The sequence below is a fragment of the Rhodococcus aetherivorans genome, assembly GCF_025722975.1.
Lineage (GTDB): Bacteria > Actinomycetota > Actinomycetes > Mycobacteriales > Mycobacteriaceae > Rhodococcus > Rhodococcus aetherivorans.
The window spans coordinates 5,833,473-5,856,593 of sequence record NZ_CP106982.1; the positions used below are offsets into that span (position 1 = coordinate 5,833,473).

At 71.3% G+C, this 23,121-nt stretch carries 19 protein-coding genes; 6 read left to right on the top strand and 13 right to left on the bottom strand.

Annotation, left to right across the window (positions count from 1 at the left end; translation table 11 throughout):
• The first annotated feature begins 3 nt into the window (after positions 1 to 3).
• Together OCS65_RS26770 and OCS65_RS26775 are read left to right on the top strand one after the other, a co-directional pair.
• Positions 4 to 1,518 (top strand): aldehyde dehydrogenase family protein, encoded by a 1,515-nt coding sequence (locus OCS65_RS26770; RefSeq protein ID WP_006947468.1) that lies wholly within the window; start codon positions 4 to 6, stop codon positions 1,516 to 1,518.
• Complete coding sequence (locus tag OCS65_RS26775; protein ID WP_006947466.1) at positions 1,488 to 2,498, top strand: oxygenase MpaB family protein; 1,011 nt, start codon at positions 1,488 to 1,490, stop codon at positions 2,496 to 2,498. The genes OCS65_RS26770 and OCS65_RS26775 overlap by 31 nt, the downstream gene beginning before the upstream one ends.
• 60 nt (positions 2,499 to 2,558) lie before the next feature.
• Here OCS65_RS26775 and OCS65_RS26780 read toward each other — a convergent pair whose 3' ends face one another.
• From OCS65_RS26780 to OCS65_RS26795, 4 genes are all read right to left on the bottom strand, one after another.
• Entirely contained in the window at positions 2,559 to 4,055 is a 1,497-nt protein-coding gene (locus OCS65_RS26780) for an MFS transporter (protein WP_029547136.1), read from the bottom strand.
• A gap of 100 nt (positions 4,056 to 4,155) precedes the next feature.
• Positions 4,156 to 4,713, bottom strand: coding sequence for a TetR/AcrR family transcriptional regulator (locus tag OCS65_RS26785; RefSeq protein WP_006947463.1), 558 nt, complete (start codon positions 4,711 to 4,713; stop codon positions 4,156 to 4,158).
• Positions 4,710 to 5,318 (bottom strand): recombination mediator RecR, encoded by a 609-nt coding sequence (gene recR, locus OCS65_RS26790; protein ID WP_006947462.1) that lies wholly within the window; start codon positions 5,316 to 5,318, stop codon positions 4,710 to 4,712. Before recR ends, OCS65_RS26785 begins: the two co-directional genes overlap by 4 nt.
• 9 nt (positions 5,319 to 5,327) lie before the next feature.
• A complete protein-coding gene (locus tag OCS65_RS26795) occupies positions 5,328 to 5,651 on the bottom strand; it encodes a YbaB/EbfC family nucleoid-associated protein (protein ID WP_050034469.1) in 324 nt (107 codons plus the stop codon).
• Between the two features lie 76 nt (positions 5,652 to 5,727).
• Here OCS65_RS26795 and OCS65_RS26800 point away from each other — a divergent pair, with 76 nt between their 5' ends.
• On the top strand, positions 5,728 to 6,486 hold the full coding sequence (locus OCS65_RS26800; protein WP_080688528.1) for an Rv3717 family N-acetylmuramoyl-L-alanine amidase: 759 nt from the start codon (positions 5,728 to 5,730) through the stop codon (positions 6,484 to 6,486).
• Here the strand turns inward: OCS65_RS26800 and OCS65_RS26805 are convergent.
• Complete coding sequence (locus OCS65_RS26805; RefSeq protein ID WP_029547133.1) at positions 6,483 to 6,917, bottom strand: SRPBCC family protein; 435 nt, start codon at positions 6,915 to 6,917, stop codon at positions 6,483 to 6,485. The two genes, OCS65_RS26800 and OCS65_RS26805, sit on opposite strands and share 4 nt — an antisense overlap.
• A gap of 137 nt (positions 6,918 to 7,054) precedes the next feature.
• On the opposite strand from OCS65_RS26805, the gene OCS65_RS26810 reads away from it, so the two are divergent.
• Together OCS65_RS26810 and OCS65_RS26815 are read left to right on the top strand one after the other, a co-directional pair.
• Positions 7,055 to 8,488 (top strand): FAD-binding oxidoreductase, encoded by a 1,434-nt coding sequence (locus OCS65_RS26810; RefSeq protein ID WP_006947457.1) that lies wholly within the window; start codon positions 7,055 to 7,057, stop codon positions 8,486 to 8,488.
• Complete coding sequence (locus tag OCS65_RS26815; protein ID WP_006947456.1) at positions 8,485 to 9,786, top strand: class I SAM-dependent methyltransferase; 1,302 nt, start codon at positions 8,485 to 8,487, stop codon at positions 9,784 to 9,786. The genes OCS65_RS26810 and OCS65_RS26815 overlap by 4 nt, the downstream gene beginning before the upstream one ends.
• Positions 9,787 to 9,824: 38 nt before the next feature.
• Here the strand turns inward: OCS65_RS26815 and OCS65_RS26820 are convergent, their stop codons facing one another.
• From OCS65_RS26820 to OCS65_RS26850, 7 genes are all read right to left on the bottom strand, one after another.
• A complete protein-coding gene (locus tag OCS65_RS26820) occupies positions 9,825 to 10,862 on the bottom strand; it encodes a type IV toxin-antitoxin system AbiEi family antitoxin domain-containing protein (protein WP_029547132.1) in 1,038 nt (345 codons plus the stop codon).
• A gap of 123 nt (positions 10,863 to 10,985) precedes the next feature.
• The gene (locus OCS65_RS26825; RefSeq protein ID WP_029547131.1) at positions 10,986 to 13,136 is read right to left on the bottom strand and encodes a 3-hydroxyacyl-CoA dehydrogenase NAD-binding domain-containing protein; all 2,151 of its coding nucleotides are present in this window, start codon (positions 13,134 to 13,136) and stop codon (positions 10,986 to 10,988) included.
• A 28-nt stretch (positions 13,137 to 13,164) separates the two neighbouring features.
• Positions 13,165 to 14,379 (bottom strand): acetyl-CoA C-acetyltransferase, encoded by a 1,215-nt coding sequence (locus tag OCS65_RS26830; protein ID WP_006947448.1) that lies wholly within the window; start codon positions 14,377 to 14,379, stop codon positions 13,165 to 13,167.
• A 148-nt stretch (positions 14,380 to 14,527) separates the two neighbouring features.
• Positions 14,528 to 15,190 carry a response regulator transcription factor gene (locus OCS65_RS26835; protein ID WP_263508199.1) on the bottom strand — a complete coding sequence of 221 codons (663 nt, stop codon included), beginning with the start codon at positions 15,188 to 15,190 and terminating at the stop codon, positions 14,528 to 14,530.
• Complete coding sequence (locus OCS65_RS26840; RefSeq protein ID WP_168578972.1) at positions 15,175 to 17,109, bottom strand: sensor histidine kinase; 1,935 nt, start codon at positions 17,107 to 17,109, stop codon at positions 15,175 to 15,177. Before OCS65_RS26840 ends, OCS65_RS26835 begins: the two co-directional genes overlap by 16 nt.
• Before the next feature lie 44 nt (positions 17,110 to 17,153).
• The gene (locus OCS65_RS26845; protein ID WP_263508201.1) at positions 17,154 to 17,840 is read right to left on the bottom strand and encodes a hypothetical protein; all 687 of its coding nucleotides are present in this window, start codon (positions 17,838 to 17,840) and stop codon (positions 17,154 to 17,156) included.
• Positions 17,841 to 18,058: 218 nt separating this feature from the next.
• The gene (locus OCS65_RS26850) at positions 18,059 to 19,618 is read right to left on the bottom strand and encodes a hypothetical protein (RefSeq protein WP_263508203.1); all 1,560 of its coding nucleotides are present in this window, start codon (positions 19,616 to 19,618) and stop codon (positions 18,059 to 18,061) included.
• 352 nt (positions 19,619 to 19,970) lie between these two features.
• Here OCS65_RS26850 and OCS65_RS26855 point away from each other — a divergent pair, with 352 nt between their 5' ends.
• Complete coding sequence (locus OCS65_RS26855; protein WP_263508205.1) at positions 19,971 to 21,347, top strand: MFS transporter; 1,377 nt, start codon at positions 19,971 to 19,973, stop codon at positions 21,345 to 21,347.
• A gap of 7 nt (positions 21,348 to 21,354) precedes the next feature.
• On the opposite strand, the gene OCS65_RS26860 is transcribed toward OCS65_RS26855, so the two are convergent.
• Positions 21,355 to 23,028 carry a PucR family transcriptional regulator gene (locus tag OCS65_RS26860; RefSeq protein ID WP_044476309.1) on the bottom strand — a complete coding sequence of 558 codons (1,674 nt, stop codon included), beginning with the start codon at positions 23,026 to 23,028 and terminating at the stop codon, positions 21,355 to 21,357.
• Positions 23,029 to 23,121: the final 93 nt, after the last annotated feature.

Sequence of the window (23,121 nt, forward strand, 5' to 3'; positions counted from 1 at the left end):
TCCATGACCCAGGACCTCAGCACCCCCGGCACGCCGTCGCCCGCTCCCCCGTCCGCCACGTTCACCAGCCTCGACCCGCGCGACGGTTCCGTCCTCGCGGAGTACCCGATCGCCGACGCCACCGACGTGGCCGCCGCCGTCGACCGCGCCCGGTCGGCCGCCCGCTGGTGGGCCGCCCAGGGCTTCCGCGGCCGCCGGGACTGGCTGCTCGAGTTCAAGAAGGCCGTCGCCGCCGACGCCGAGGCCCTCGCGGCCGTCGTCTCCGCCGAGACCGGCAAGCCGCGCGGCGACGCCTTCCTCGAGGTGATGCTCGCGATCGAGCACCTCGACTGGGCCGCCCGCAACGCCAAGAAGGTGCTGCGCCCCCGCAGGGTGCCGTCCGGCCTCGCCAGCGCCAACCAGCACGCCACCCTCGAGTACCAGCCGCTCGGCGTGATCGGCGTCATCGGGCCGTGGAACTACCCGGTCTACACCCCGATGGGCTCGATCTCCTACGCCCTCGCCGCCGGCAACGCCGTCGTGTTCAAGCCGTCCGAACTGACCCCGGGCGTGGGCAGGTGGCTCGAGCAGAAGTGGAACGCGCTCGCTCCCACGCAGCCGGTGTTCCAGGTGGTCACCGGCCTCGGCGAGACCGGCGCGGCACTCGCCCGCTCCGGTGTCGACAAGATCGCCTTCACCGGCTCCGGCGCCACCGCCCGCAAGGTCATGGCCGTGTGCGCCGAGACCCTCACCCCGCTCGTCGCCGAGTGCGGCGGCAAGGACGCGATGATCGTCGCCGAGGACGCCGACCTCGACAAGGCCGTGGAGATGGCCGCGTTCGGCGCGTTCGGGAATGCGGGCCAGACCTGCGCCGGCGTCGAACGCATCTACGTCGTCGAGCCGGTCTACCGGCAGTTCCTCGACAAGCTCACCGCCACCATCGAGCGGGTGCGCCCCGGCGGCACCGACGACGCCAGCTACGGCCCGATGACGCTGCCCCGGCAGATCGACATCGTGCGCGGCCAGATCGACGACGCCCTCGATCACGGCGCCGAGGCCGTCGTCGGCGGTCGCGAGTCGGTGCACGACCGCTACGTCGACCCGGTGATCCTCACCGACGTGCCGGAGCGGTCCTCCGCCGTGTGCGAGGAGACCTTCGGCCCGACGGTGGTGGTCAACAAGGTGCGCGATCTCGACGAGGCCGTCGAGCGCGCCAACGCCACCGACTACGGCCTCGGCGCGTCGGTGTTCACCAAGGACCGCTCCCGCGGCCGCAAGATCGCCGACCGATTGCGCACCGGCATGGTGTCGGTGAACTCGGTGCTCGGCTTCGCGGGCATTCCGTCGCTGCCGTTCGGCGGCATCGGCGAATCCGGGTTCGGCCGCATCCACGGCGCCGACGGCCTGCGCGAATTCAGCCGGCCCAAGTCGGTGACCGTCGAGAGGTTCCGGGCCCCGCTGAACCTGCTCACGCTCGAGCGCACCGCGCGGGACATGAAGATCGCCGCGTGGATGCTCAAGACCCGGCACGGGCGGTGACACCGATGACGTCGACCTCCCCCGACCGCACCCAGGAACGCACGCGCGGCGCGTCCGTCGCCGCCCGCCCCGACGCCCGGACGGAGAAGGCCACCACCTTCCCGGCGCCGAACCGGGACCCGCACGCCGGGCTCGGCCGGTTCGGCTGGCTGAAGGTGATCGAGGGCCTGGACCCGGTGACCCACCATCAGGACATCCTGCGGATCACCGCGGGCTACGAGTTCCCGTGGGACTACCAGCGGTCGCTCGAGTTCGCGCTGTTCCGTACCTACTGCGTGCCGAGCATCTCCGCGCTGCTGGCCCGCACCGGCGAGTTCGAGCACCGCCCGCAGAAGCGCTACGACGACACCGCGATCCTGATGTCCGAGCTCGTCGAGCACGGCTACGACTCCGATCGGGGCCGCGAGTCGCTGCGCAACGTCAACCGGATGCACGGCAGGTACTCGATCGACAACGACGACATGCTCTACGTGCTCTCGACGTTCGTCTACGACCCGATCGACTGGATCGACCGCTACGGCTGGCGGCGGCTGCACCCGCACGAGCGCCTCGCCTCGTTCCATTTCTACCGGCAGGTGGGAATCCGGATGGGCATCAAGGACATTCCGGAGTCCTACCAGGAGTTCCAGCGGTTCAAGCTGGACTACGAGGACGAGCACTTCACCTACAGCGACGACAACCACCGCATCGGCACCTACACCCTGCGGCTGTTCCAGTCGTGGTATCCGAAGGCGCTCGCACCCGCCGTCGCCACCGCGGTGTACGCGCTGATCGACGAGCGGATGGCCGCGGCGTTCGGGTTCCCGCAGGGCTCTGCGCGGGTCCGGGCGGTCGCGGAGGCCGCGCTGCGCGCCCGGTCCGCGGTGGTGCGCCGGCTGCCCAAGCGACGGCTCTCGCGGGCGGCGAGCAACCCCAACAACCGCACCTATCCGGGGTATCCGGAGGGCTACCGCCCCCGGGATCTCGGCGTGGGGTACTGATCCGGGGGGAGGGGAGGGCGCCGGCCTGCCCGCCCGGGAGGGGCGGCGGGCCGGCGTGCGTCACCCGGCGGGCACCTCGGCGACGTGCTCGGCGGGACGCCGGTTCGCCGCCGGCAGGGCGAGCGCGGCGACGAACACCACCACCGCGCACGTCGCGCACACCAGGTAGGCGATCGAGAATCCCGCCGTGGTGATGCCCCCGTTCGACAGATGCGCCGCGAGAACGGTCGCGACCACCGCGCTGCACACGGTGCTGCCCGTGGTGCGCAGCAGCACGTTGACACCGTTCGCCGCGGCGGTCTGCTCCAGCGGGACCGCGCCCATGATCAGCACCGGCAGCGTGCAGTACACGAGGGTGGTGCCGATGGCGGCGACGCCGAGCGCCACCACCACCGACCACAGCGGCTTGTCCGGCACCGCATGCAGCGAGTATCCGCACAGCAGGAACAGTGCACCGGCCAGCATGGGGACCTTCGTTCCCCACCGGTCGGACAACCGCGCCGCGACGAGGGAGAACGACATCATCGCGAAGCTCGCCGGCAGCTGGCACAGGGCCGCGAGCAGGATCGGCAGCCCGTAACCGGCGCCGCGGTCCGGGTCGGCCTGCAGCAGCTGCGTGGTGATGAGGGTGTTGCCGTAGAACGCGAACCCGACCAGCAGGGCGGCCAGGTGCGGCATCAGGACGGTGCGTCGCGCCGAGACCCGCAGGTCCACGAGGGGGTTGCGGTTGCGCAACTGCTGGAAGCCCCACAGTCCGAACAGGACCACGGCGGCGGCGAACATCGACAGCACGGCCGGGCTGGTCCAGCCCCAGGTGCTGCCCTGTGTGATCGGGACGAGCAGGCTCACCAGCGCGGCGGTCAGGCCGACCGCGCCGACTCCGTCGAACCGGCCGCCGGTGCGGGTGCGGGACTCCCGGATGAACATCGCGGCCGCGGTCATCACCGCCGCGCCGATCGCGGTGGTGACCCAGAACAGCACGTGCCAGTCCGCGAACTGGACGATGGCCGCGGCGAACGGGATGCCCAGGGCGGTGCCCAGGCCGAGCGTGGAGCTGAGCAGGGCGATCGCCCGTCCGATTCGTTCCCTGGGCAGTTCCTCGCGCAGGATAGACATGCCGATCGGGATGATCGCGGCGCCCGCGCCCTGCAGGCCGCGGGCGGTGATGAGCACCGCGATGTTCGAACTGATCGCGCAGAGCAGCGACCCGACGGTCATCAGGACCAGGGCGACGAGCAGCATGCGCTTCTTGCCGATCATGTCGGCGAGCCGCCCGAAGATCGGGGTCATCACGGCCCCGACGAGCAGCGTGGTCGTCACCAGCCACGACACGGCCGTGGTGCCGGCACCCGTCAGGGCCGGCATGCTCGGCAGCAGCGGCACCATGACCGTCTGCATGATCGCCTGGAAGATCGCCCCGACCGCGAGGATCGGGAAGACGAAACGCGACGGCCGGGGCGCGGCGGCCGTTCCCGACCCGCCGGCGGACGCCGCGGCGAGGGGCCGGTCCGGCCGGGACCCGCGCAGCCGGAGGGGGTGGGTGGACACGTACGCCATCGGTCCTCCTCCGCGTGGGGTGAATAATTGTTTACTAGGCTAAGTGAATAGCCGTTTACCCCGCAACAGAGGTGACCCGCGTCTCACCCCGGACCGTCTGTCACTCCGCCCCGTCGAGCAGCTCCTGCACCAGCGGCGCGTACCGCGCCACCACGTCCGGCACCGAACCGGTGGCCCGCTCCCCCAGCATCCGGCGCCGCATGATCGCCAGCCCCATCACCATCGACATCGCCAGCTCCGCGCGCAGCCGCGCGTCCGGACCGGGCAACCGCGCGGCGAGCGCGTCGATCATCTGCTTCGAGTAGTTCTCCCGGAGCGTGCGGTTGCTCTCCTCGCTCGCCCCGCTCATGAACAGGATGTTCATCGAGAGCGGCTTGTACGGCTCGAGCGGCCGGGCCAGCATCGAGACCATCCGCTCCCCCAGCTCCCCGAGCGGGCCGTCGAACAGCACCCGCGCCGCCTCCTGGAAGTCGACCAGGGCGTCGAACAGCTGCTCCTTGGAGCCGAAGTACTTGATGATCAGCGGCGCGCTGACCCCGGCGTCCTCGGCGATGTCCTTGAGGGTGATCTCGCGGTACGGGCGCGTCGCGAACGCCATGCCCGCCGCGTCGAGGATCCGGCGGCGCGTCTGCTCCCCGGTGCGCCTCGGCGCCGTCACAGTGTGCGTCGGCCCGAGAGCGCCCGGCCGAGGGTCAGCTCGTCGGCGAACTCGAGGTCGCCCCCCATGGGCAGACCGGACGCCAGCCGCGTCACCGTCAGGCCGGGGAAGTCCCGCAGCATCCGCACGAGGTACGTCGCGGTGGCCTCGCCCTCCGTGTTGGGGTCCGTCGCGATGATCACCTCGGCGACGTCGACGCCGTCCTCCTGGTTGCCGATGCGGGTGAGCAGCTCGCGGATCCGCAGCTGGTCCGGCCCGATGCCGCTGAGCGGATCGAGCGCGCCGCCGAGCACGTGGTAGCGGCCCCGGAACTCGCGGGTGCGCTCGATGGCCTGCACGTCCTTCGGCTCCTCGACCACACAGATCTGGGTGCGGTCCCGGCGCGGATCGGAACAGATCCGGCAACGCTCCTGATCCGACACCGTGCCGCACACCTCGCAGAACCGGACGCCGTCGCGCACCTGCTGCAGGGCCGCCTGCAGCCGGTCGATCTCCGGCGGCTCGAGCGACAACAGGTGGAACGCGATGCGCTGGGCGCTCTTCGGACCGATGCCCGGCAGCTTGCCGAGCTCGTCGATCAGGTCCTGGACCGGTCCCTCGTACACGTGACTCCTCTAGAAGCCGGGCAGACCGGGGATGCCGCCGCCCAGCCCGCCGGCCAGTGGGCCGAGCTTCTCGGAGGCGATCTCCTGCGCCTTCGCCGACGCGTCGGCGATCGCGCCGATCACCAGGTCCTGCAGCGTCTCCACGTCCTCGGGGTCCACGACCTTCGGGTCGATGTGCAGGCCGACGACCTCGCCGGTCCCCTTCACCGTCGCCGTCACCAGGCCGCCACCGGCCTGGCCGGTCACCTCCGCCTGCGCCATCTCCGCCTGGGCGGCCATCAGCTGCTGCTGCATCTGCTGCGCCTGCGCGAGGAGCTGCTGCATGTCGGGCATTCCACCGGGTTCCAAGGCATGTCCTTTCCGCGGGATTTCGCAACTCAGGGTAGTCCGTCCCCGGTACCGTGACGGCATGCGCGTGCGTGGACTGTCCCGCCGGATCACCGTCGCCGCCACCTGCGTGCTGGCCCTGTCCCTGCCGGGACTGCCCGCGACCGCGAACCAGGACCTGCCGCTGGCCGGTCGCACCGTCTTCCTCGATCCCGGCCACAACGGCGCCAACGACGCGAGCATCACCACCCAGGTGCCCACCGGTCGCGGCGGCACCAAGAACTGCCAGACCACCGGCACCAGCACCGACTCCGGCTACGCGGAGCACACCTTCAACTGGGACGTGGCCACGCTCGTGCGCGCCGAACTCGAGCGGCTCGGCGCGCACGTGCTGCTCAGCCGGCCCGACGACACGTCCGTCGCCGCCTGCGTGGACCGTCGCGCCGAGGAGGCCAACGCCTCCGGCGCGGACGTCGTGGTCAGCCTGCACGCCGACGGCGGGCCGGCCGACGGCCACGGCTTCCACGTCAACTACTCGGCGCCCCCGCTCAACGAGGTGCAGGCCGGCCCGTCCGTCGCCCTCGCCACCGCCGTGCGCGACGCCCTCGTCGATGCGGGCCTGTCCCCGTCCACCTACCTCGGCACCGACGGCCTGCTCGGCCGCGACGACCTGGCCGGGCTCAACCTGGCCCGACGGCCGTCCGTGCTGGTCGAGTTCGGCAACATGCGCAACGCGGCGGACGCCGCGACGATGACCGGCCCCGAAGGGCGGCAGCGCTACGCCACCGCCGTCGTCGCCGGGATCGTCGCGTTCGCCGGCGAACCGGCCGAGGCTCTCTAGTCCAGCTCGCGCTTCAGGTTCGCCAGCACCTGCTCCTGGATCTTGCGCAGCCCGAGCGGGGCGAAGGTCTTCTCGAAGAAGCCGCCGATGCCACCCGCGCCCTTCCACTCAGTCAACGTCACCACGGTCGAACCGGTGCCGTTGGGCACCACGCTCCACGTGGTCACCAGGGACGAGTTCGCGTCCCGCTCGGTGATCGTGCTACCCGACACCGCCACTCGCGCCTCGACGTCGCGGGCCCGCTTCTTCGTCGCCTGCAGGATCCAGTGCACGACCGTGCCGTCGCCGCGGCCACCCGAGAGCACCCGGTAGTCGCGGTACTGCTCGGTGAGGATGCGCGGACGCACCGACTCGTAGTCCGCGAGGGCCTCGAGCACCCGCTCCGGCGCTGCGGCGAGCTGAATCGAACTGCTGGCGCTTACCTGTCCCACTGTTCCTCCTGTGTCTCGTGGGCCGCTCACGTCGCGGCCGTCACCGAGTCCCATCCTGCCTGCTTCATCGTCGCGCCCGGCCGGGCCCGCGGGGCTATTGTGAAGATCGCCACCGGCGCGTCGCCCCAGGGAGTCGTATGCAGAAGCCGAAGTCAGTCGTAGCCCCGAGCGGAGAATCCGCCCACCGGGCCGGTGTCGAGCGCCTGTTGCGCTCCTACCGCGCCATCCCAGCCGACGCCCCTGTGCGCCTGGCCAAGAAGACCTCCAACCTGTTCCGGGCCCGGGCCCGGGTGGACGCGCCGGGCCTCGACGTGTCCGGCCTCGGCGGGGTCGTCTCCGTCGACCCCGCCGCGCGCACCGCCGACGTCGCCGGCATGTGCACCTACGAGGATCTGGTCGACGCGACGCTCCCCCACGGCCTCGCGCCCCTCGTGGTGCCGCAGCTGAAGACGATCACCCTCGGCGGGGCGGTCACCGGACTCGGCATCGAGTCGACCTCCTTCCGCAACGGCCTGCCGCACGAGTCGGTGCTCGAGATGGACATTCTCACCGGGGCCGGCGAGATCGTCACCGCCACTCCCGACGGCGAGCACGCGGATCTGTTCCACGGCTTCCCCAATTCCTACGGCACCCTCGGATACGCGACGCGCCTGCGCATCGAGCTCGAGCCGGTGAAACCGTACGTGGCGCTGCGGCACCTGCGGTTCGACTCGCTCGACGAGATGCAGTCCGCCCTCGACCGCATCGCCACCGAACGGGTGCACGCCGGGGTGCCGGTCGACTATCTCGACGGAGTGATGTTCTCCGCGACCGAGTCCTACCTGACCGTCGGCACGCAGACCGACGCACCCGGCCCGGTCAGCGACTACACCGGCGAGCACATCTACTACCGCTCCATCCAGCACGCGTCCGTCAACCATCCCAGGACCGACCGTCTCACCATCCGGGACTACCTGTGGCGGTGGGACACCGACTGGTTCTGGTGCTCGCGCGCCTTCGGCGCCCAGAACCCCCGGATCCGGCGGCTGTGGCCGAAGCACCTGCTCCGCAGCAGCTTCTATTGGAAGCTGATCGCCCTCGACCACCGCTACGGTATCGCCGACCGCATCGAGCGACGCAAGGGCAACCTGCCGCGCGAACGCGTCGTGCAGGACATCGAGGTGCCGATCGAGCGGACCGCGGAGTTCCTGCGCTGGTTCCTCGACGAGATACCGATCGATCCGGTGTGGTTGTGCCCCTTGCGGTTACGCGAGAACGGACCCGCAGCGGGCGATGTCCAGCGCCCGTGGCCCCTGTACCCGCTCGAGCCGAAGCGCACCTACGTCAACATCGGCTTCTGGTCGTCGGTGCCGACCGTTCCCGGCGAGATCGAAGGCGCGGCGAACCGTCGCATCGAACACAAGGTCGCCGAGCTCGACGGGCACAAATCGCTGTACTCCGACTCGTACTATTCACGCGCGGAGTTCGAGCAGCTCTACTACGGCGGCGGGGACTATCCCGCCCTGAAGAAGCGGTACGATCCCGAATCCCGTTTGCTGGACCTCTTCTCGAAGGCGGTGCACAACAGATGACCACGTTGCGAGAACCACGCACGAACGACGGCCGGCTCACCCTCGCCCAGATCCTCGAGACCGTGACCGGCGGCGAGCTGCCGGTGCGGTTCACCGCGTACGACGGCTCCAGCGCCGGCCCCACGGACGCCCCGTACGGCCTGCGGTTGACCTCGACGCGCGGCACGACCTACCTGGCGACGGCCCCCGGCGACCTCGGCATGGCACGCGCCTACGTCTCCGGTGACCTCGAGGCCGAGGGCGTCCACCCCGGCAACCCGTACGAGCTCCTGAAGGCCCTGGGCGACCTGCACTTCCAGCGCCCGCCGGCACTGACGCTCGCCCAGATCGCGCGCTCGCTGGGCTTGGAGACGCTCAAGCCCATCGCGCCGCCCCCGCAGGAGCACCTGCCGCGCTGGCGCCGGTTCGCCGAGGGCCTGCGGCACTCGCGCAGCCGCGACGCCGAGGTGATCCACCACCACTACGACGTCTCCAACGCGTTCTACGAGCGCGTCCTCGGCCCCTCCATGACGTACACGTGCGCCCTGTTCGACTCGGAGACGCAGAGCCTCGAGGACGCGCAGGAGAACAAGTACCGCCTCGTCTTCGAGAAGCTGCGGCTGCAGCCCGGGGACCGGCTTCTCGACATCGGCTGCGGCTGGGGCGGGATGGTCCGGTACGCGGCGCGGCGCGGCGTCAAGGTGCTCGGCGTCACCCTGTCGAGTGAGCAGGCCGAGTGGGCGCAGAAGGCCATCGCCGAGGAGGGGCTCACCGACCTCGCCGAGGTCCGCTTCTCCGACTACCGCGACGTGCCCGAGACCGGCTTCGACGCGATCTCGTCGATCGGGCTGACCGAGCACATCGGCGTGCAGAACTACCCGGCGTACTTCCGGCGGCTGCACGAGAAGCTGCGCGAGGGTGGGCTGCTGCTCAACCACTGCATCACCCGCCCGGTCAACCGCGGTCCCGTGAAGGCCGGGGGCTTCATCGACCGGTACGTCTTCCCCGACGGCGAGCTCACCGGCTCGGGCCGCATCATCACCGAGGTCCAGGACGTGGGCTTCGAGGTGCTGCACGAGGAGAATCTGCGCCAGCACTACGCGCTGACCCTGAAGGGCTGGTGCGAGAACCTCGTCGCCGACTGGGACGCCTGCGTCGCCGAGGTCGGCGAGGGCACCGCCCGCGTCTGGGGCCTGTACATGGCCGGCTCCCGCCTCGGCTTCGAACGCAACGTCGTTCAGCTGCACCACGTCCTGGCCGTCAAGCTGGGCCCGGACCAGGAGCCGAACGTCCCGCTGCGCCCTTGGTGGGTGGCCTAGGCGGCTCCGCCGCCCGTGCGTGGTTCTGGTAGTGCCCGCTACCAGAACCGCGCACGGCAGCTGCAGGGGTTCGGCTCGTCCCGCACCCAGCCCAGCCGGGTCAGTACCGTCTCGACCTCCCGCGCGACGTCGCACGGCGACGACGCCACCTCCCGATAGCCGAAAACCAGTCGCGACCGGCGGGCCAGCTCGGCGGCGTTGTCGCGGCGCCGGTCACGGAAGGCGACTTCGCGCATCGAATGGACCCACCTGCCGTCCAACCGCACCGTGAGCGGGCATCCGGCGCCGTCGTACGTGCAGTCCTCGTACAGGGTCCTGCCGTCCACGACGACCGGACTCTGCCGGCGCGCCACGGGCAGAGCGTGTGCACGCTCGACGTCGATCGCGTAGTGGTATTCGAGCACGGACTGCACCCCGTCTGCGAGCAACGTCACCGCCTCTGCCAGCGAACTCCGATATCGATACGGCGGTCGTTCCTCGAGTCGCAGACGCACATCGGCCAGTCGGATGCCGGCGTTCGTCACGGTGGCGATCAGCGACAGGTACGCCTCCCGCGGCGACGGTTGCGCGGTGGCCAGATCCAGTGCGGTGTCGACCTTGGTCGTGCGCGGCAAGTACCGATCGACGCCGATGTGTGCGTGTGCCCGTGACCGGTGCACGACTACCCCCGGATGGAGAACGGCAGTCGGCTTCGACACCGGCAGCTTCGCTTTCCGTCCTGGTGCCCGCACCGTGGCTCGCTGCGGCAGCGCAGACTTCCCCACGGGAACGGTGAGGTGAACCGGTGCGGTGTCGTCGACCGGAAGCATGCCCCACACCTCGGCCGCGGTCCGGTGACTGAGCATCGCCGCTCCGCCCCCATACAGCAGGGCCGCCTCGAGCACCATGGTCCGCGTCAACGGTCCGCTGCTGACGGCATACACGCCCTGCAGGACACGTTGCCACCGTCCCGTATCGAGCAGATGCCGGACCGCTCCACGGCCCACCCCCAGCGCAGTCAGCTCCGCCTGTGTGACCAGGCCGGCCCGATCGTCGACCAGCTTCTGAATCTCGCTCTTCCCGAAGTCGTCCCCCATGCCGTCGATGATGGCCGACCCGGCGACGGGCAAGGGCTCCCGACCGTGGTCGGGAGCCCTTGCCTGTGGACAACTCGTGTGTGGTTCTGGCAGCGATTGCTACCAAAACCACGCACGGGCGCGTCAGCGCAGGGACGCCGGCGGGGTGAAGCGCTCGCCGTACTTGGCGGCGAGTTCCTCGGCGCGCTTGACGAAGCCCTCCTTACCGCCCGGGTAGCCGGCGATGTACTGCGCGACGCCACCGGTCCAGGCCGGGAAGCCGATGCCGAGGATCGAGCCGATGTTGGCGTCGGCGGTGGTACGCAGCACGCCCTCGTCGAAGCACTTCTGGGTCTCGATGGCCTCGATGAACAGCATCCGCTCGATCAGGTCCTGGATCGGGATGTCGGTGGGCGCGCTGCTGAACTTCTCGCGCAGGCCCGGCCAGATGCGGGTGCGCTTGCCGTCGGCGTACTCGTAGAAGCCGCCGCCACCGGCGCGGCCCGGGCGGCCCTCGTCGACGAGGAAGTCGACGACGGTGGTCGAATCGTCCTGCGGCACCTTCAGACCCGACGCCTCGGCGGCAGCCTCGGTCTCCTTGCGGATCTTCTGCATCAGCGTCAGGTTCAGCTCGTCCGACAGCTGCAGCGGCGGAGCCGGGTAGCCGGCCTGCGAACCGGCCTGCTCGATCGTGGCCGGCTCGATGCCCTCGCCGACCATGCGGATCGCCTCGTTGACGAACGTGCCGATGACGCGGGAGGTGAAGAATCCCCGCGAGTCGTTGACGACGATCGGGGTCTTGCGGATCTGCTGGGCGAGATCGAACGCCTTGGCCAGCGTCGCGTCGGAGGTCTTCTCCCCCGCGATGATCTCGAGCAGCGGCATCTTGTCGACCGGGGAGAAGAAGTGCAGGCCGATGAAGTCCTCCTGGCGCTTCACTCCCTCGGCGAGGCCGGTGATCGGCAGGGTCGAGGTGTTCGACCCGAGCACCGCGTCCGGCGCGACGACGTCCTCGATCTCCTGGAACACCTTGTGCTTGAGGCCGGTGTTCTCGAACACGGCCTCGATGACCAGGTCCGCGCCGGCCAGGTCGGCGGCGTCGGCCGTCGGCGTGATGCGGGCGAGCAGCGCCGCGGACTTCTCCTCCGTGGTCTTGCCGCGGGCGAGCGCCTTGGCCTCGAGGCCCTCCGAGTAGGCCTTGCCCTTCTGCGCCGACTCGATCGAGACGTCCTTGAGGATCACGTCCATACCGGCCTTGGCGCACACGTAGGCGATGCCCGCGCCCATCATGCCGGCGCCGAGCACGGCGACCTTCCGGAAGGTGGTCTTCGGGAACGGCGTGCCGTCGGCCTGCTTGGGGCGCGACGCCCCGGAGTTGATGGCCTGCATGTCGAAGAAGAACGCCTGGATCATGTTCTTCGCGACCTGGCCGGTGACCAGCTCGGTGAAGTAGCGGCCCTCGATCTTCGACGCGTTGTCGAAGTCGACCTGCGAGCCCTCGACGGCGGCGGCCATGATGGCCCGCGGGGCGGGCATCGGGGCGCCCTTGAGCTGCTTGCGCAGGTTCGCGGGGAACGCCGGCAGGTTCGCCGCGAACGACGGCGACGCGGGGGTGCCGCCGGGGATCTTGAAGCCCTTCTTGTCCCAGGGCTGCACGCCACCTTCGGGATTGGCCTTGATCCACGCCTTCGCGGCGGGGACGAGTTCGTCGATCGAGCCGACGACCTCGTCGATCAGGCCGAGTTCCTTGGCCTTGACCGGGTTGTACTTGTTGCCCTGCAGCAGCACCTGCATCAGCGCGGTCTGGATGCCGAGCATGCGCACGGTGCGGGTGACGCCGCCGCCGCCGGGCAGCAGGCCCAGGCTGGCCTCGGGCAGGCCGATCTGCACACCCTTGACGTCGGCCGCGATGCGGTGGTGGGTGGCCAGGGCGATCTCGAGACCGCCGCCGAGGGCCGCGCCGTTGATCGCGGCGACGACGGGCTTGCCGAGGGTTTCGAGCCGGCGCAGGTCCGCCTTGATGCCCTCGACCTCGTCGAAGATCCGCTGCGCGTCCTCGGGGCCGACCTTGATCATGTTCTTCAGGTCGCCGCCGGCGAAGAAGGTCTTCTTCGCGGAGGTGATCACGACACCGGTGATGTCGTCCTTCTCGGCGACCAGGCGGTCGACGGTGGCCTTCATCGACGCCTTGTAGAGCTCGTTCATGGTGTTCGCGCCCTGGTTCGGGTCGTCGAGGGTCAGCACCACGATGCCGTCGGCGTCGCGCTCCCAGCCGATCATGTTGTTCTCAGTCACTGTGAATTCCCCAGTCCCTTCCGAAGTTTCAGACACGCTCGATGATCGTGGCCACGCCCATGCCGCCACCGATGCAGAGGGTGACGAGGGCGCGGCGGGCACCGCGGCGCTCGAGCTCGTCGACCATCGTTCCCGTGATCATGGCGCCGGTGGCGCCGAGCGGGTGCCCCATCGCGATGGCGCCGCCGTTGACGTTGAGCTTCTCGTCCGGGATCTTCAGGTCCTTCTGGAACTTGAGCACGACCGACGCGAACGCCTCGTTGATCTCGAACAGGTCGATGTCGTCCACGGTCAGGCCGGCGGCGGCGAGGACCTTGTGCGCGGCCGGGGTGGGGCCGGTGAGCATGATCGTCGAGTCCGCACCCGAGGTGGCGGTGGCGACGATGCGGGCGCGCGGGGTCAGGCCCATGTCCTTGCCGGCCTGCTCGGAGCCGACGAGCACCAGCGCGGCGCCGTCGACGATGCCGGAGCTGTTGCCGCCGTGGTGGACGTGGTCGATCTTCTCGACGAAGTGGAACTTCTGCAGCGCGACGGCGTCGAAACCGCCCATCTCGCCGACCATCGCGAACGACGGCTGCAACCCGGCCAGGCCCGCGAGGGTGGTGTCGGGACGCATGTGTTCGTCGTGGTCGAGGACGGTCAGGCCGTTCTGGTCCTTGACCGGCACCACGGACTTGGCGAAGTACCCGCCGGACCACGCCGCCGCGGCCAGCTGCTGCGAACGCAGCGCGTACGCGTCGACGTCCTCGCGGCTGAAGCCTTCCATGGTGGCGATCAGGTCGGCGCTCACACCCTGCGGCACGAAGTAGGTGTCGTAGTTGGTGGCCGGGTCGAGGGCCCACGGGCCACCGTCCGAGCCCATCGGCACCCGCGACATCGACTCGACGCCACCGGCGACGACGAGCTCGTCCCAGCCGGAGCGGACCTTCTGCGCGGCCATGTTCACGGCCTCGAGGCCGGAGGCGCAGAAGCGGTTGATCTGCACGCCGCCCACGGTGTCGGGCATGCCCGCCGCGGTGACGGCGGTGCGGGCGATGTCGGCACCCTGGTCGCCCACCGGTCCGACGACGCCGAGGATCAGGTCCGAGATGCGGTTCTCGTCCAGGTCCGGGAACCGCACGCGCAGTTCGTCGATCAGGCCGGTGACCAGGGAGATCGGCTTGACCGAATGCAGCGACCCGGTCTTCTTGCCGCGGCCGCGCGGAGTTCGGATGGCTTCGTAGATGAATGCCTCGGAGGTCACAGTGCAGGGTTCCTTCCCGTGCTTTGCGGATGCGAGGGGCGGCGGCTCGTGACAGCCGTCACGCCCGACCTCGTTCACCCTAGGAGCCGGGGCGCCCCGGACTGAAGGACCGAACCGAGCGGAGTCCGTGACCGAACCGAGCGGACGTTCACGCCCCGAGACCGGCCTCGCGGGCCCGCACGATCGCGGTCGACCGGTCGGCCGCGCCGAGCTTGCCGAGCACGTTCGACACGTGGTTGCGCACCGTTTTCGGGCTCAGCACCAGCCGGCGGGCGATGGTCGCGTTGTCGTGCCCGCGCGCCATCAGGTCCAGCACCTCGCGTTCGCGATCGGTGAGTTCCGGGAACACCGCCGGCGCCAGGGTGCGGGAGGCGGCCATCGCCCCGATGGCCTTGGCGGCGACGGCGGCACCGACGATGACCTCGCCGTCCGCGACGGCGCGGATCGCCCGCTCGACACCCGACGGGTCGGCACCCTTGACGAGGTAGCCGCGCGCCCCGGCGCGCACCGAGGCGACGAGCGACTCCTCGTCCTCGTGCATCGTCACCACCAGCACCCGCAGCTCGGGGAACCGCCCGAGCAGCTGCCGGGTCGCCTCGATGCCCGAGCCGTCCCCGAGTTCGAGGTCCATGAGCACGACGTCGACGTCCGCGGTGATCGCCTCGAGCGCCTCGGCGACCGAACTGGCCTGGGCCACCACCTCGATGCCGTCGAGGGTGCCCAGCAGCGCGACGAGCCCGAGCCGGAACACCGGATGGTCGTCGACGACGGCGACGGCGATCGCCGCGGGGGCGTTCACGACGGCCCCCACGGGAGGTCCGCCGTGACGACGGTGCCGTGCGGCTGCGCCGCGGCGATCTCGACGGTGCCGCCGACGTCCTCGGCGCGTTCGCGCATGCTGTGCGTCCCCACGCCCCGTCGCGCGTTCCGGTCCAGCCCGCGGCCCGCGTCGCGTACCTCGAGGGTGAGCCGGTCCGCCGCCGCCCGCACGAGCACCCGGCACCCGTCGGCACCGCTGTGCCGACGCGCGTTGGTGACCGCCTCGGCGGCGATGCCGTACGCCGCGGCGACGACCGCCCCGCCCCGGCCCGGTGGCACATCGGCGTCCACGTCGACGCGGAATCCACTGCGCGAGTGGACCGCCGACATCTCCTCCAGCGCGGCGGCAAGACCCAGCTCGTCCAGGACGGGCGGCAGCAGCCCCCGGGAGAGTTCGCGCACGCCCTCGACCTGGTGGTCGAGTTCGCGCAGCAGCGAGTCGATCAGCGGAGCGGCGCCGGCGGAGTCGCTGTCGATGAGGTTGCGGGCGCCCTGCAGCCCGAGCCGGATACCGGCGAGGGACGGACCGAGCCCGTCGTGCAGTTCCCGGCGGATGGTGCGGCGCTCGGCGAGCCGGGCCTCGGTGAGCCGGTCGCGCGCCGCGTCGAGCTCCTCCGAGGACCGCAGCACCACGAGCCCGGCCTCCACCACGGAGGCGAGTTCGCCGAGCGCGCGGAAGCTGCGGGGCCCCAGCGTCTCACCGGGCGGGGCGGTCACCTCGAGCCGGCCGTCGCGCAGGACGACCTGCTCGGTGGGCCCGGTGGGGGTGCCCCATCGGGCGAGCGCCTCGTCGCCGCGGCGCACCGTCACCGACTCGAGGCGCAGCGCCACACCGACTCCGGCGGCGAGGTCCTCGAGCAGCCGCCGCGGCGTCTGCGCCCCCGCGAAGTGCCGGCCGAGCCGGCGCACCGCGCTCGCCGGGTCGTCGCCCTCGCCGTAGACGAGGGTGTGCACGCGCCGGGTCAGCCAGGCCCGCACCGGTTGCACGGCCAGGGCCACCGCGACCGCGGCGATGGCCTGGGCGACGACGGATCCGTCCGTCGGCAGGATCAGGGCGACGGTGGCGGTCACGGCGAGGTAGCCGGTGGCGAGTACCGCGACGAGGCTGCCGGCGACGGCGGCGCGGCCGACCGCGAGGTCGAGCCCCCACAGCCGTTGCCGCAGCACCACCACGAGGATCGCGACCGGGTAGAACGCCTGCGTGGCCAGGTGCAGCAGCGGCGTGAGCATCCACGGCAGGCCGGGCACCGCCAGCGGGATGTAGGACACCGCCATCAGGGCGGTGCCGAGCGCGAGCCAGCCCAGGCCGATGCGATCGGAGACCGGGCCGCACCGCCACCGGTAGGTGATGTCCGCAGCGGCGAGCAGGCCGAGCGTGACGACGGGCAGCACGAGCCAGCCGACGGCGGTGCCGGTGAAGGTACGGGCCCAGAAGAACCACGCAGTGACCACGGCACCGGCGAGCACGCCGAGGCGGGCGCGCCGGTCGAGCGGCGTGTCGCGGACCAGCCAGGGCACCACCAGGAACAACGCCAGGGTGCCGGGGATCCACGCGGTGCTCTGCAGCGGCGCGAGGACCCCGGCGAACGGCAGCCCGGGCCGCACCTCCGCGAGCTTCGTCCAGGCGTAGCTCAGGGCCGAGAGCCCGACGCCGATCGATGCGAGCGACAGCAGGATCGGCACCGGATGCACCCGGCGCGCCAGCACCACGCCGGCGACGGTGCCGTACACCGCGGCACCCACGGCGTCGACGAGGAAGAACAGCTGATCGGAGTCGAGGTCCGGGCGGGCGGTGGCGAAGACCACGAGGGCCGCGACGGCCAGGCCCCCCGAGAGCACGGCGACGACGGCGGCGGGCACCGGTGCGCCACCGGTGCCCGCCGCCGTCTCGGATGCGTCCGCAACAGCCATGATGCGGTGAGTATGCCCCGCGGCCGGATCCGTCGCGCGGCAGCCTATCGGCGCGCCCGGTCGGAGACGGCGAATCCGATGCCGGCGACGAGCACCCACACGGGACCGACGAAGCCGGCCATGTATTGCAGCGGGGAGATCCCGAGCAGCGCGGTCAGGCCGCCGAGCACCACGCTCGCCCAGCCCAGCCACCGCGGCGTCGCGCCGTGGCGCAGCGACGCGGCCGCCACCGCCAGGCCGCTGACCCCCGCGCCGACCCACAGCCACGGGATCGTGCCGACCCAGTGCGCGCCGACGACGGCGAACTCGGCGACCATCTGTCCCGGCTCGCCCAGCCCGAACAGCAGCTCGGTGTCCAGGCCGGCGCCGAGCAGTCCGGCGGTCGCCGTGAGCAGCAGACCGAACGCCGCGACCGACGGCAGCAGGCTGTCCTCGGGCAGGGCGATCCGCAGGCGGCGCTGCAGGCCGGCGGCGAAGATCAGCAGCAGCACCGTCGACACCATGAGCGACAGGTGCATCACCAGCAGTGGGGTTCGTTCGCCCGCGAACGCCTCGGCGATCGCGGGCGCGTTGCCGGCCGTGGATTCGTCGTAGGCGGCGCCCATACCCATGCTCGCCTGGATGGCGACGACCCCGGCGAGCCCGGCAACGGCCCCCGACCATGCCCAGGCGCTCGACGACGCGCGCCGTGCGGCCGTGCGTCCGTCCTCCGTCACGCTCACTGTGCTCATCGGTTCGGTGTCCCTCCCGTCGTACCGGCGCGCTCTGCGCCTGACGGAGAGGCTGCTGCGCCCGGCGTCCCGGTCGCCAGGGACACCCGTCCCGTCCCGGTGGGAATTCCTCCGGCGGGATGCCGGACCGGTCCTCGCGCGCGTCGGTGCTTGCCGCGCGCGTGAGGACGCGCGCGGCAAGCACCGTTCCGCGCGAGAGTGACCGCGCTGCAGGCGAATCAGTAGACCAGGACGGCGAACAGCGTGCTGAGCACGAGCCCCGCCATCACCGGCAGGAAGCACTTGCGGGCCAGGTCGAGGACGGGGACGCGGGCGAATCCGGCCACGGCGACGAGCGACGACCACGCGACGATCACCCCGCCGCCGGACCAGATGTTGCCCATCTGCCCGATCGCGGCGAGGGTCGACGGATCCATGCCGACCGCCGGGCCCAGCGCGCCGGACAGCGAACCGGTCAGCGGCAGACCGCTGAAGCCGGACCCGTCCAGCCCGGCCACCACGCCGATGAGCAGGATGCCGAACGACGTGACGAACGGGTTCTGCGGCAGGTGCGACTGTGCCGCGTTGACGAGATCGAACAGGATTCCCGGACCCGTCTCGCCGTCCGCGTAGCCGAGGATGGCACCGGAGAAGTCGGGGTTGCCGATGAGGAAGAAGCCGGCGATCGGCAGCACGACGCCCATCGCCTTGAAGGCGAACACCAGACCGTCGACGAGGTGCTCGGAGGTGGTCTCGAGGAAGCCGCCCCCGTCGTTGGACGCGGCGGCCGCGAACAGGATGAGCGCCGCGATTCCACCGACGATGGCCGCGGCGTCCCCACCCTGCAGGGGCGGCACCACCTGGGTGAACTTGCCCAGCAGCAGATACACGATGAAGGCGAGGTAGGCGAGCGGAACGAGCATCGCGAACGCCTTCGCGGTGCCCCTGCTCTCGGCGAGTTCGTAGCTGCCGGGGTCGCGCTCGGCGACGATCACGGCCGTCGCCGTGCTCGCGGCACCGTCGGGGCCACCGGCGGGGCCGCCGCCCACGGGCTCGGGCCGCACAGGCTGCCGGCTCGGGGCGGATCCGCCGCCGGCCGGGCCGTCGGCGCCGCGGTCGGCCTCGGCCTCCCACTCGACGAGCAGGTCCGGCGACGGCGCCCGCCACGTCCGGCGCTGCGCGACGAACGTGATCGCCAGCGCGGTCACGCCGACGACGAGCGACAGCACGAGCGACTTGTCCGCCACGGCGTCGACGTCGGCACCGGCCGCCGTGGCGGAGATGCCCGGTGCGACCTTGATGATGTAGTCCGACGACAGGGCCATGCCCTGGCCACAGATGGCGATGACCATGCCGACCGACAGCGGCGACAGGCCGGCCCGGATGGCGACGGGGATCAGCACGGCACCGACGAGCGGGACGGCCGGGGTGGGCCAGAAGAACAGGGAGATCACGTACGTCACGACGGCCAGCACGACGAAGCTGCTGGTGCCGGTACGCATGACCCTGCGGAACGGCGCGACCATCAGCCGGTCGGCGCCGAGTTGCCGCAGCGCGCCGAGCATCGCGGTCACCAGCGCGATGATCAGGAAGATGTTGAACAGCTCCTTCGCGGCCACGAGGCTGGCGTTGAAGATCGAGGACAGTCCGGTGACGATGCTGCCGGAGAACACGAAGGCGGTCAGGAACGTTCCGATGACTGCGGGAACCACGATGTTCTTCCGCAGGGCCATGGTGGCCAGGATGACGACGATGCCGGCCACGTAGACCCAGTGGGCGGCTGTGAGTTGTACGTCCAATTCGAGTCCTAAGTCAGGAGCAGAACAAGTGAGGGGCTGTGTTCGTGGAACTTTCCGCGCTCGTTCATGCCTGGTCAACGCAAACCTTGCACAGTGCCCCGAACTGTAGATGTGCAGTGTGTTCCTGTTTTGCGTTTCCGTGTCCTCCGGTAGCGCGATCGTGAACAATTGCTACGAACTTGTGTCTTCCGCTGTTTCCGCCGGGCGAACCCCGATTCCTTGGGCAGGGTGCACACTCCGGGCGCGTCCGCCTGTGCTGTTTACGAATTCGACGCCGATGCGGCGGTACCGGGCGCGGTGAGACAGTGAGGCCACGGCCCCCGCCGTATCGCTCGCGAGCCACAGGAGACAGATGACCACCCGTACTGCCGCGCCGACTCCGGCCCCGGCGCACGCCGATTCCGGAACCCCGCTCGCGCTGTCCGCCCTGCTGGCGGGAACCCTGGTCGGCACGATCAGCAACAACGTCGTGAATGTCCCGTTGGCGGAGATCCTGTCGGATTTCGGCACCTCGCTCGAGAGCGGGGTGCTCGTCGTCGCCGGTTTCCTGTTGACGTTCGCGGCGTCGATGCCGCTGGCCGGCTGGATCGGTGATCGCTTCGGCCGCCGGCGCGTGTACTGCGGCGCGCTCCTGGCGACGGCGGTGTGCTCGGCCGGCGCCGCGACGGCCCCCAACCTGGCGGTGCTCGTCGCGTGGCGCTCGCTGGGCGGTGTCGCCGCCGCCGCGTTCGCGCCCGCCGTGATGGGCCTGATCGCGTGGTTGTTCGGGCCCGAGCGGCGGGCGCGGGCCGTCGGGGCCTGGGCGGCGGTCAACGGTGCCGGTCAGGCCCTCGGACCGTCGATGGGCGGCCTGATCGCCGACCACTGGGGGTGGCGCTGGGTGTTCGTCCCGCTCGTGCCGGTGGCGCTGATCGGCTTCGCGGGGACCCTGCGCTGGATTCCCGCGTTCGAGGGCCGGCGCATGCGCCTCGACGGCCCGGGCGCGGCCGCGTTGACGCTCGGCGCGGCGGTGCTGGTGCTCGGGCTGACGCTGGTCCCGCAGCCCGGCGTGGCGCTGCCCGTCGCCCTCGCGCTGATCGGGGGCGCGGCCGTCGTGCTCGTGTGGTTCGTGCTGCACTGCCTGCGCACGCAGGTGCCGTTCGTCGACGTCCGCCTCGTGGCCGAACCGCGGTTCGCCCGCAGCGCGATCGCGGCGTTCGGTCAGATGTTCTGCCTCGGTGCGACCCTGCTCGCGGTGCCGCTGTACCTGACCGGCGCGGGGGTGTCCACAGCCCTGGCGGGGACGATCCTGTTCGCGCTGCCCGCCGTGATGGTCGTCCTGGCCCCGATCGTGGGCCGCACGGCCGACAGGCTGGGCGCCCGGAGGGTGCTGCGGGCGGGGCTGGCGGTGCTGATCGTCGCCCAGTCGGCCCTGGCCGCCGTCCTGGCGACCGCGGCGACGAACCACTGGGCGGTCGTCGCGGTGCTCGCGGTCACCGGGGTGGGCAGCGCGCTCGTACAGACCCCGGCCGCGGCCGGGTCGACGCGCTCGCCCGCCGGAGCCCAGGGCACCGGGCTGGGGTTGTTCAACCTGATCCGTTTCGGCGGATCGGCGGTTGGCGCCGCGTGGGTGGCCATCGCGGTGGACTCGTGGTCGTACCCCGTGCTGTTCGTCGTGTGCGCCGTCGTCGTCGCGGCGGGGCTGGCCGCGTCCTTCCTCGGCCGCGACCCCGAACTGGCAGGCGTGTGAACGTTGTTCAGCGGTAGTTGATCTCGCGGTCCACGGCGGTGTGGACCTGGTCCAGCAGCTCGAGGCGGATCGCGAGCCACGCCGTGAACTGGTTCTCCGGCAGGCGCACGTCCATCGACAGCGCACGGGAGATGCGATCGAGCTTGGACAGCATCGTGTTCCGGTGCACGTTGAGCTCCCGCGCCGCGGCGTTGACGTTGCCACCCGCGCTCAGGTACGCGACGAGCGTGTCGTGCAGGTCGGTTCCGGCGCGGATCGGGCCGAGCACGTCGCGGACCAGGCGGCGGCTGCGGTCGGTCTCGGCGACGAGTTCGAGCACGCCGTAGCCGCGCAGGTCGCGGTAGGAGACGGCGCCGGACAAGCCCAGCCGCTGCCCGATTCCCAGGGCGACCCGGGCCTGACGGTAGCTCTCCCGGATCTCGTCCGCGCCGACGGCGGGCGCGCCGTGCGCGACCGGCACCGGCCGGCCGCGCCGGTCCTCCAGGTCCAGGGCCATGGCCTCGGCATACTTCTCGATCTCCGCCTCGACGTCGCGCCGGTCGTGCGACCGGAGCGAACGGACGACGACGAGGACGTCCCCGATCACGGTGACGTAGGACCGCACCGCCGGGTGCGGCAGCACGCTCGCCGCGTACCGCGCGAGCCGCAGCAGGCTCCCCGAGCCCTCGACGCCCGCACCCCCGGCGTCCGGGGCGTGCCCGGCCGCGACGAACACCGCGAACGTCGAGGTCAGATCGATGTCGTGATACCCGGCCCGCGCCTGCATGTCGTGCTGGCTGGTGAAGCTGCCGTGCACGAGCGCCTGCACGAAGTCCCCGCGGGCGCGTTCCTCCGCTTCGTCGACACTGCGCTGCCGCAACATCTCCGAGCCGATGATCGCCGTCGCCTGTTCGGTGACGACCGCGTGCTGAGCCAGTTCGTGCGGGCCCGGGCCGGGACCGGCGGCAAGCACCGCGACCCAGCCCTCGAACCGCTTGCCCAGGCGGATGGGGCTGGCGGTGCACGTCCAGCGTCCCGAATCGCCGGACAGCTCCACCACCCGGGTGTCGTGGCCGTGTCCGGATCCACTCGTGGTCTCCGCGCCCTGCCGTTCGGCCAGCGCCCGCGGAAGCCGGTCGGAGACGAGGTCCGTGGTGGCGGAGTCCAGGCCGTGGACCGCGACGACGTGCCCGCGCGCGTCGAGCGCGACGGCGGGATGGTGCGCGAGGGCCGAGACCTCGCGGAGGAGCAGGGTCATGCCCGCGCCCCGGTGCAGCAGCCCCGCCAGGGTGGTGTGGACGTGCGACGAGTAGCGCATCACGTGCACCTCCTGCGTCAGGGCACGCTCGGCCAGGAGGCGGTTGAGCGCCGCGAAGCCGATCGGGAAGCTCAGCTCGAGGACGACGAGTCCCGCGGGCAGCGGCGACTCCGCGGTCGTCGCGGGCAGCGAGCCGTCCACGACGAGGGCGGCGGCGCCGCGCGCGGCCAACGCCGCGACGGCGTGTACGTTGCCGGCGAGCGCCTCCGGACGGGCGTACACGGCGACGGCATCGAGGTCGTCGAATCGGCCCATGACCTCGCTGAACGGCAGTGCCCAGGTGAGGGCGCGGTCGAGGGCGGTGTGCCCGGACGCGATCCGCGCCCCGGTCATCAGCGACTCGTCGAGCAGACCCCGGACGGTCAGGCGCGGGCTCGGTTCCATGTCGACCTGCTTTCTGCGAGCGGGGCGCCGGCGCGAGGGACGACGTGCACCTTTTTCATCAAGTACCAGAGTCGAAGGTCCGCAGGCGATGTG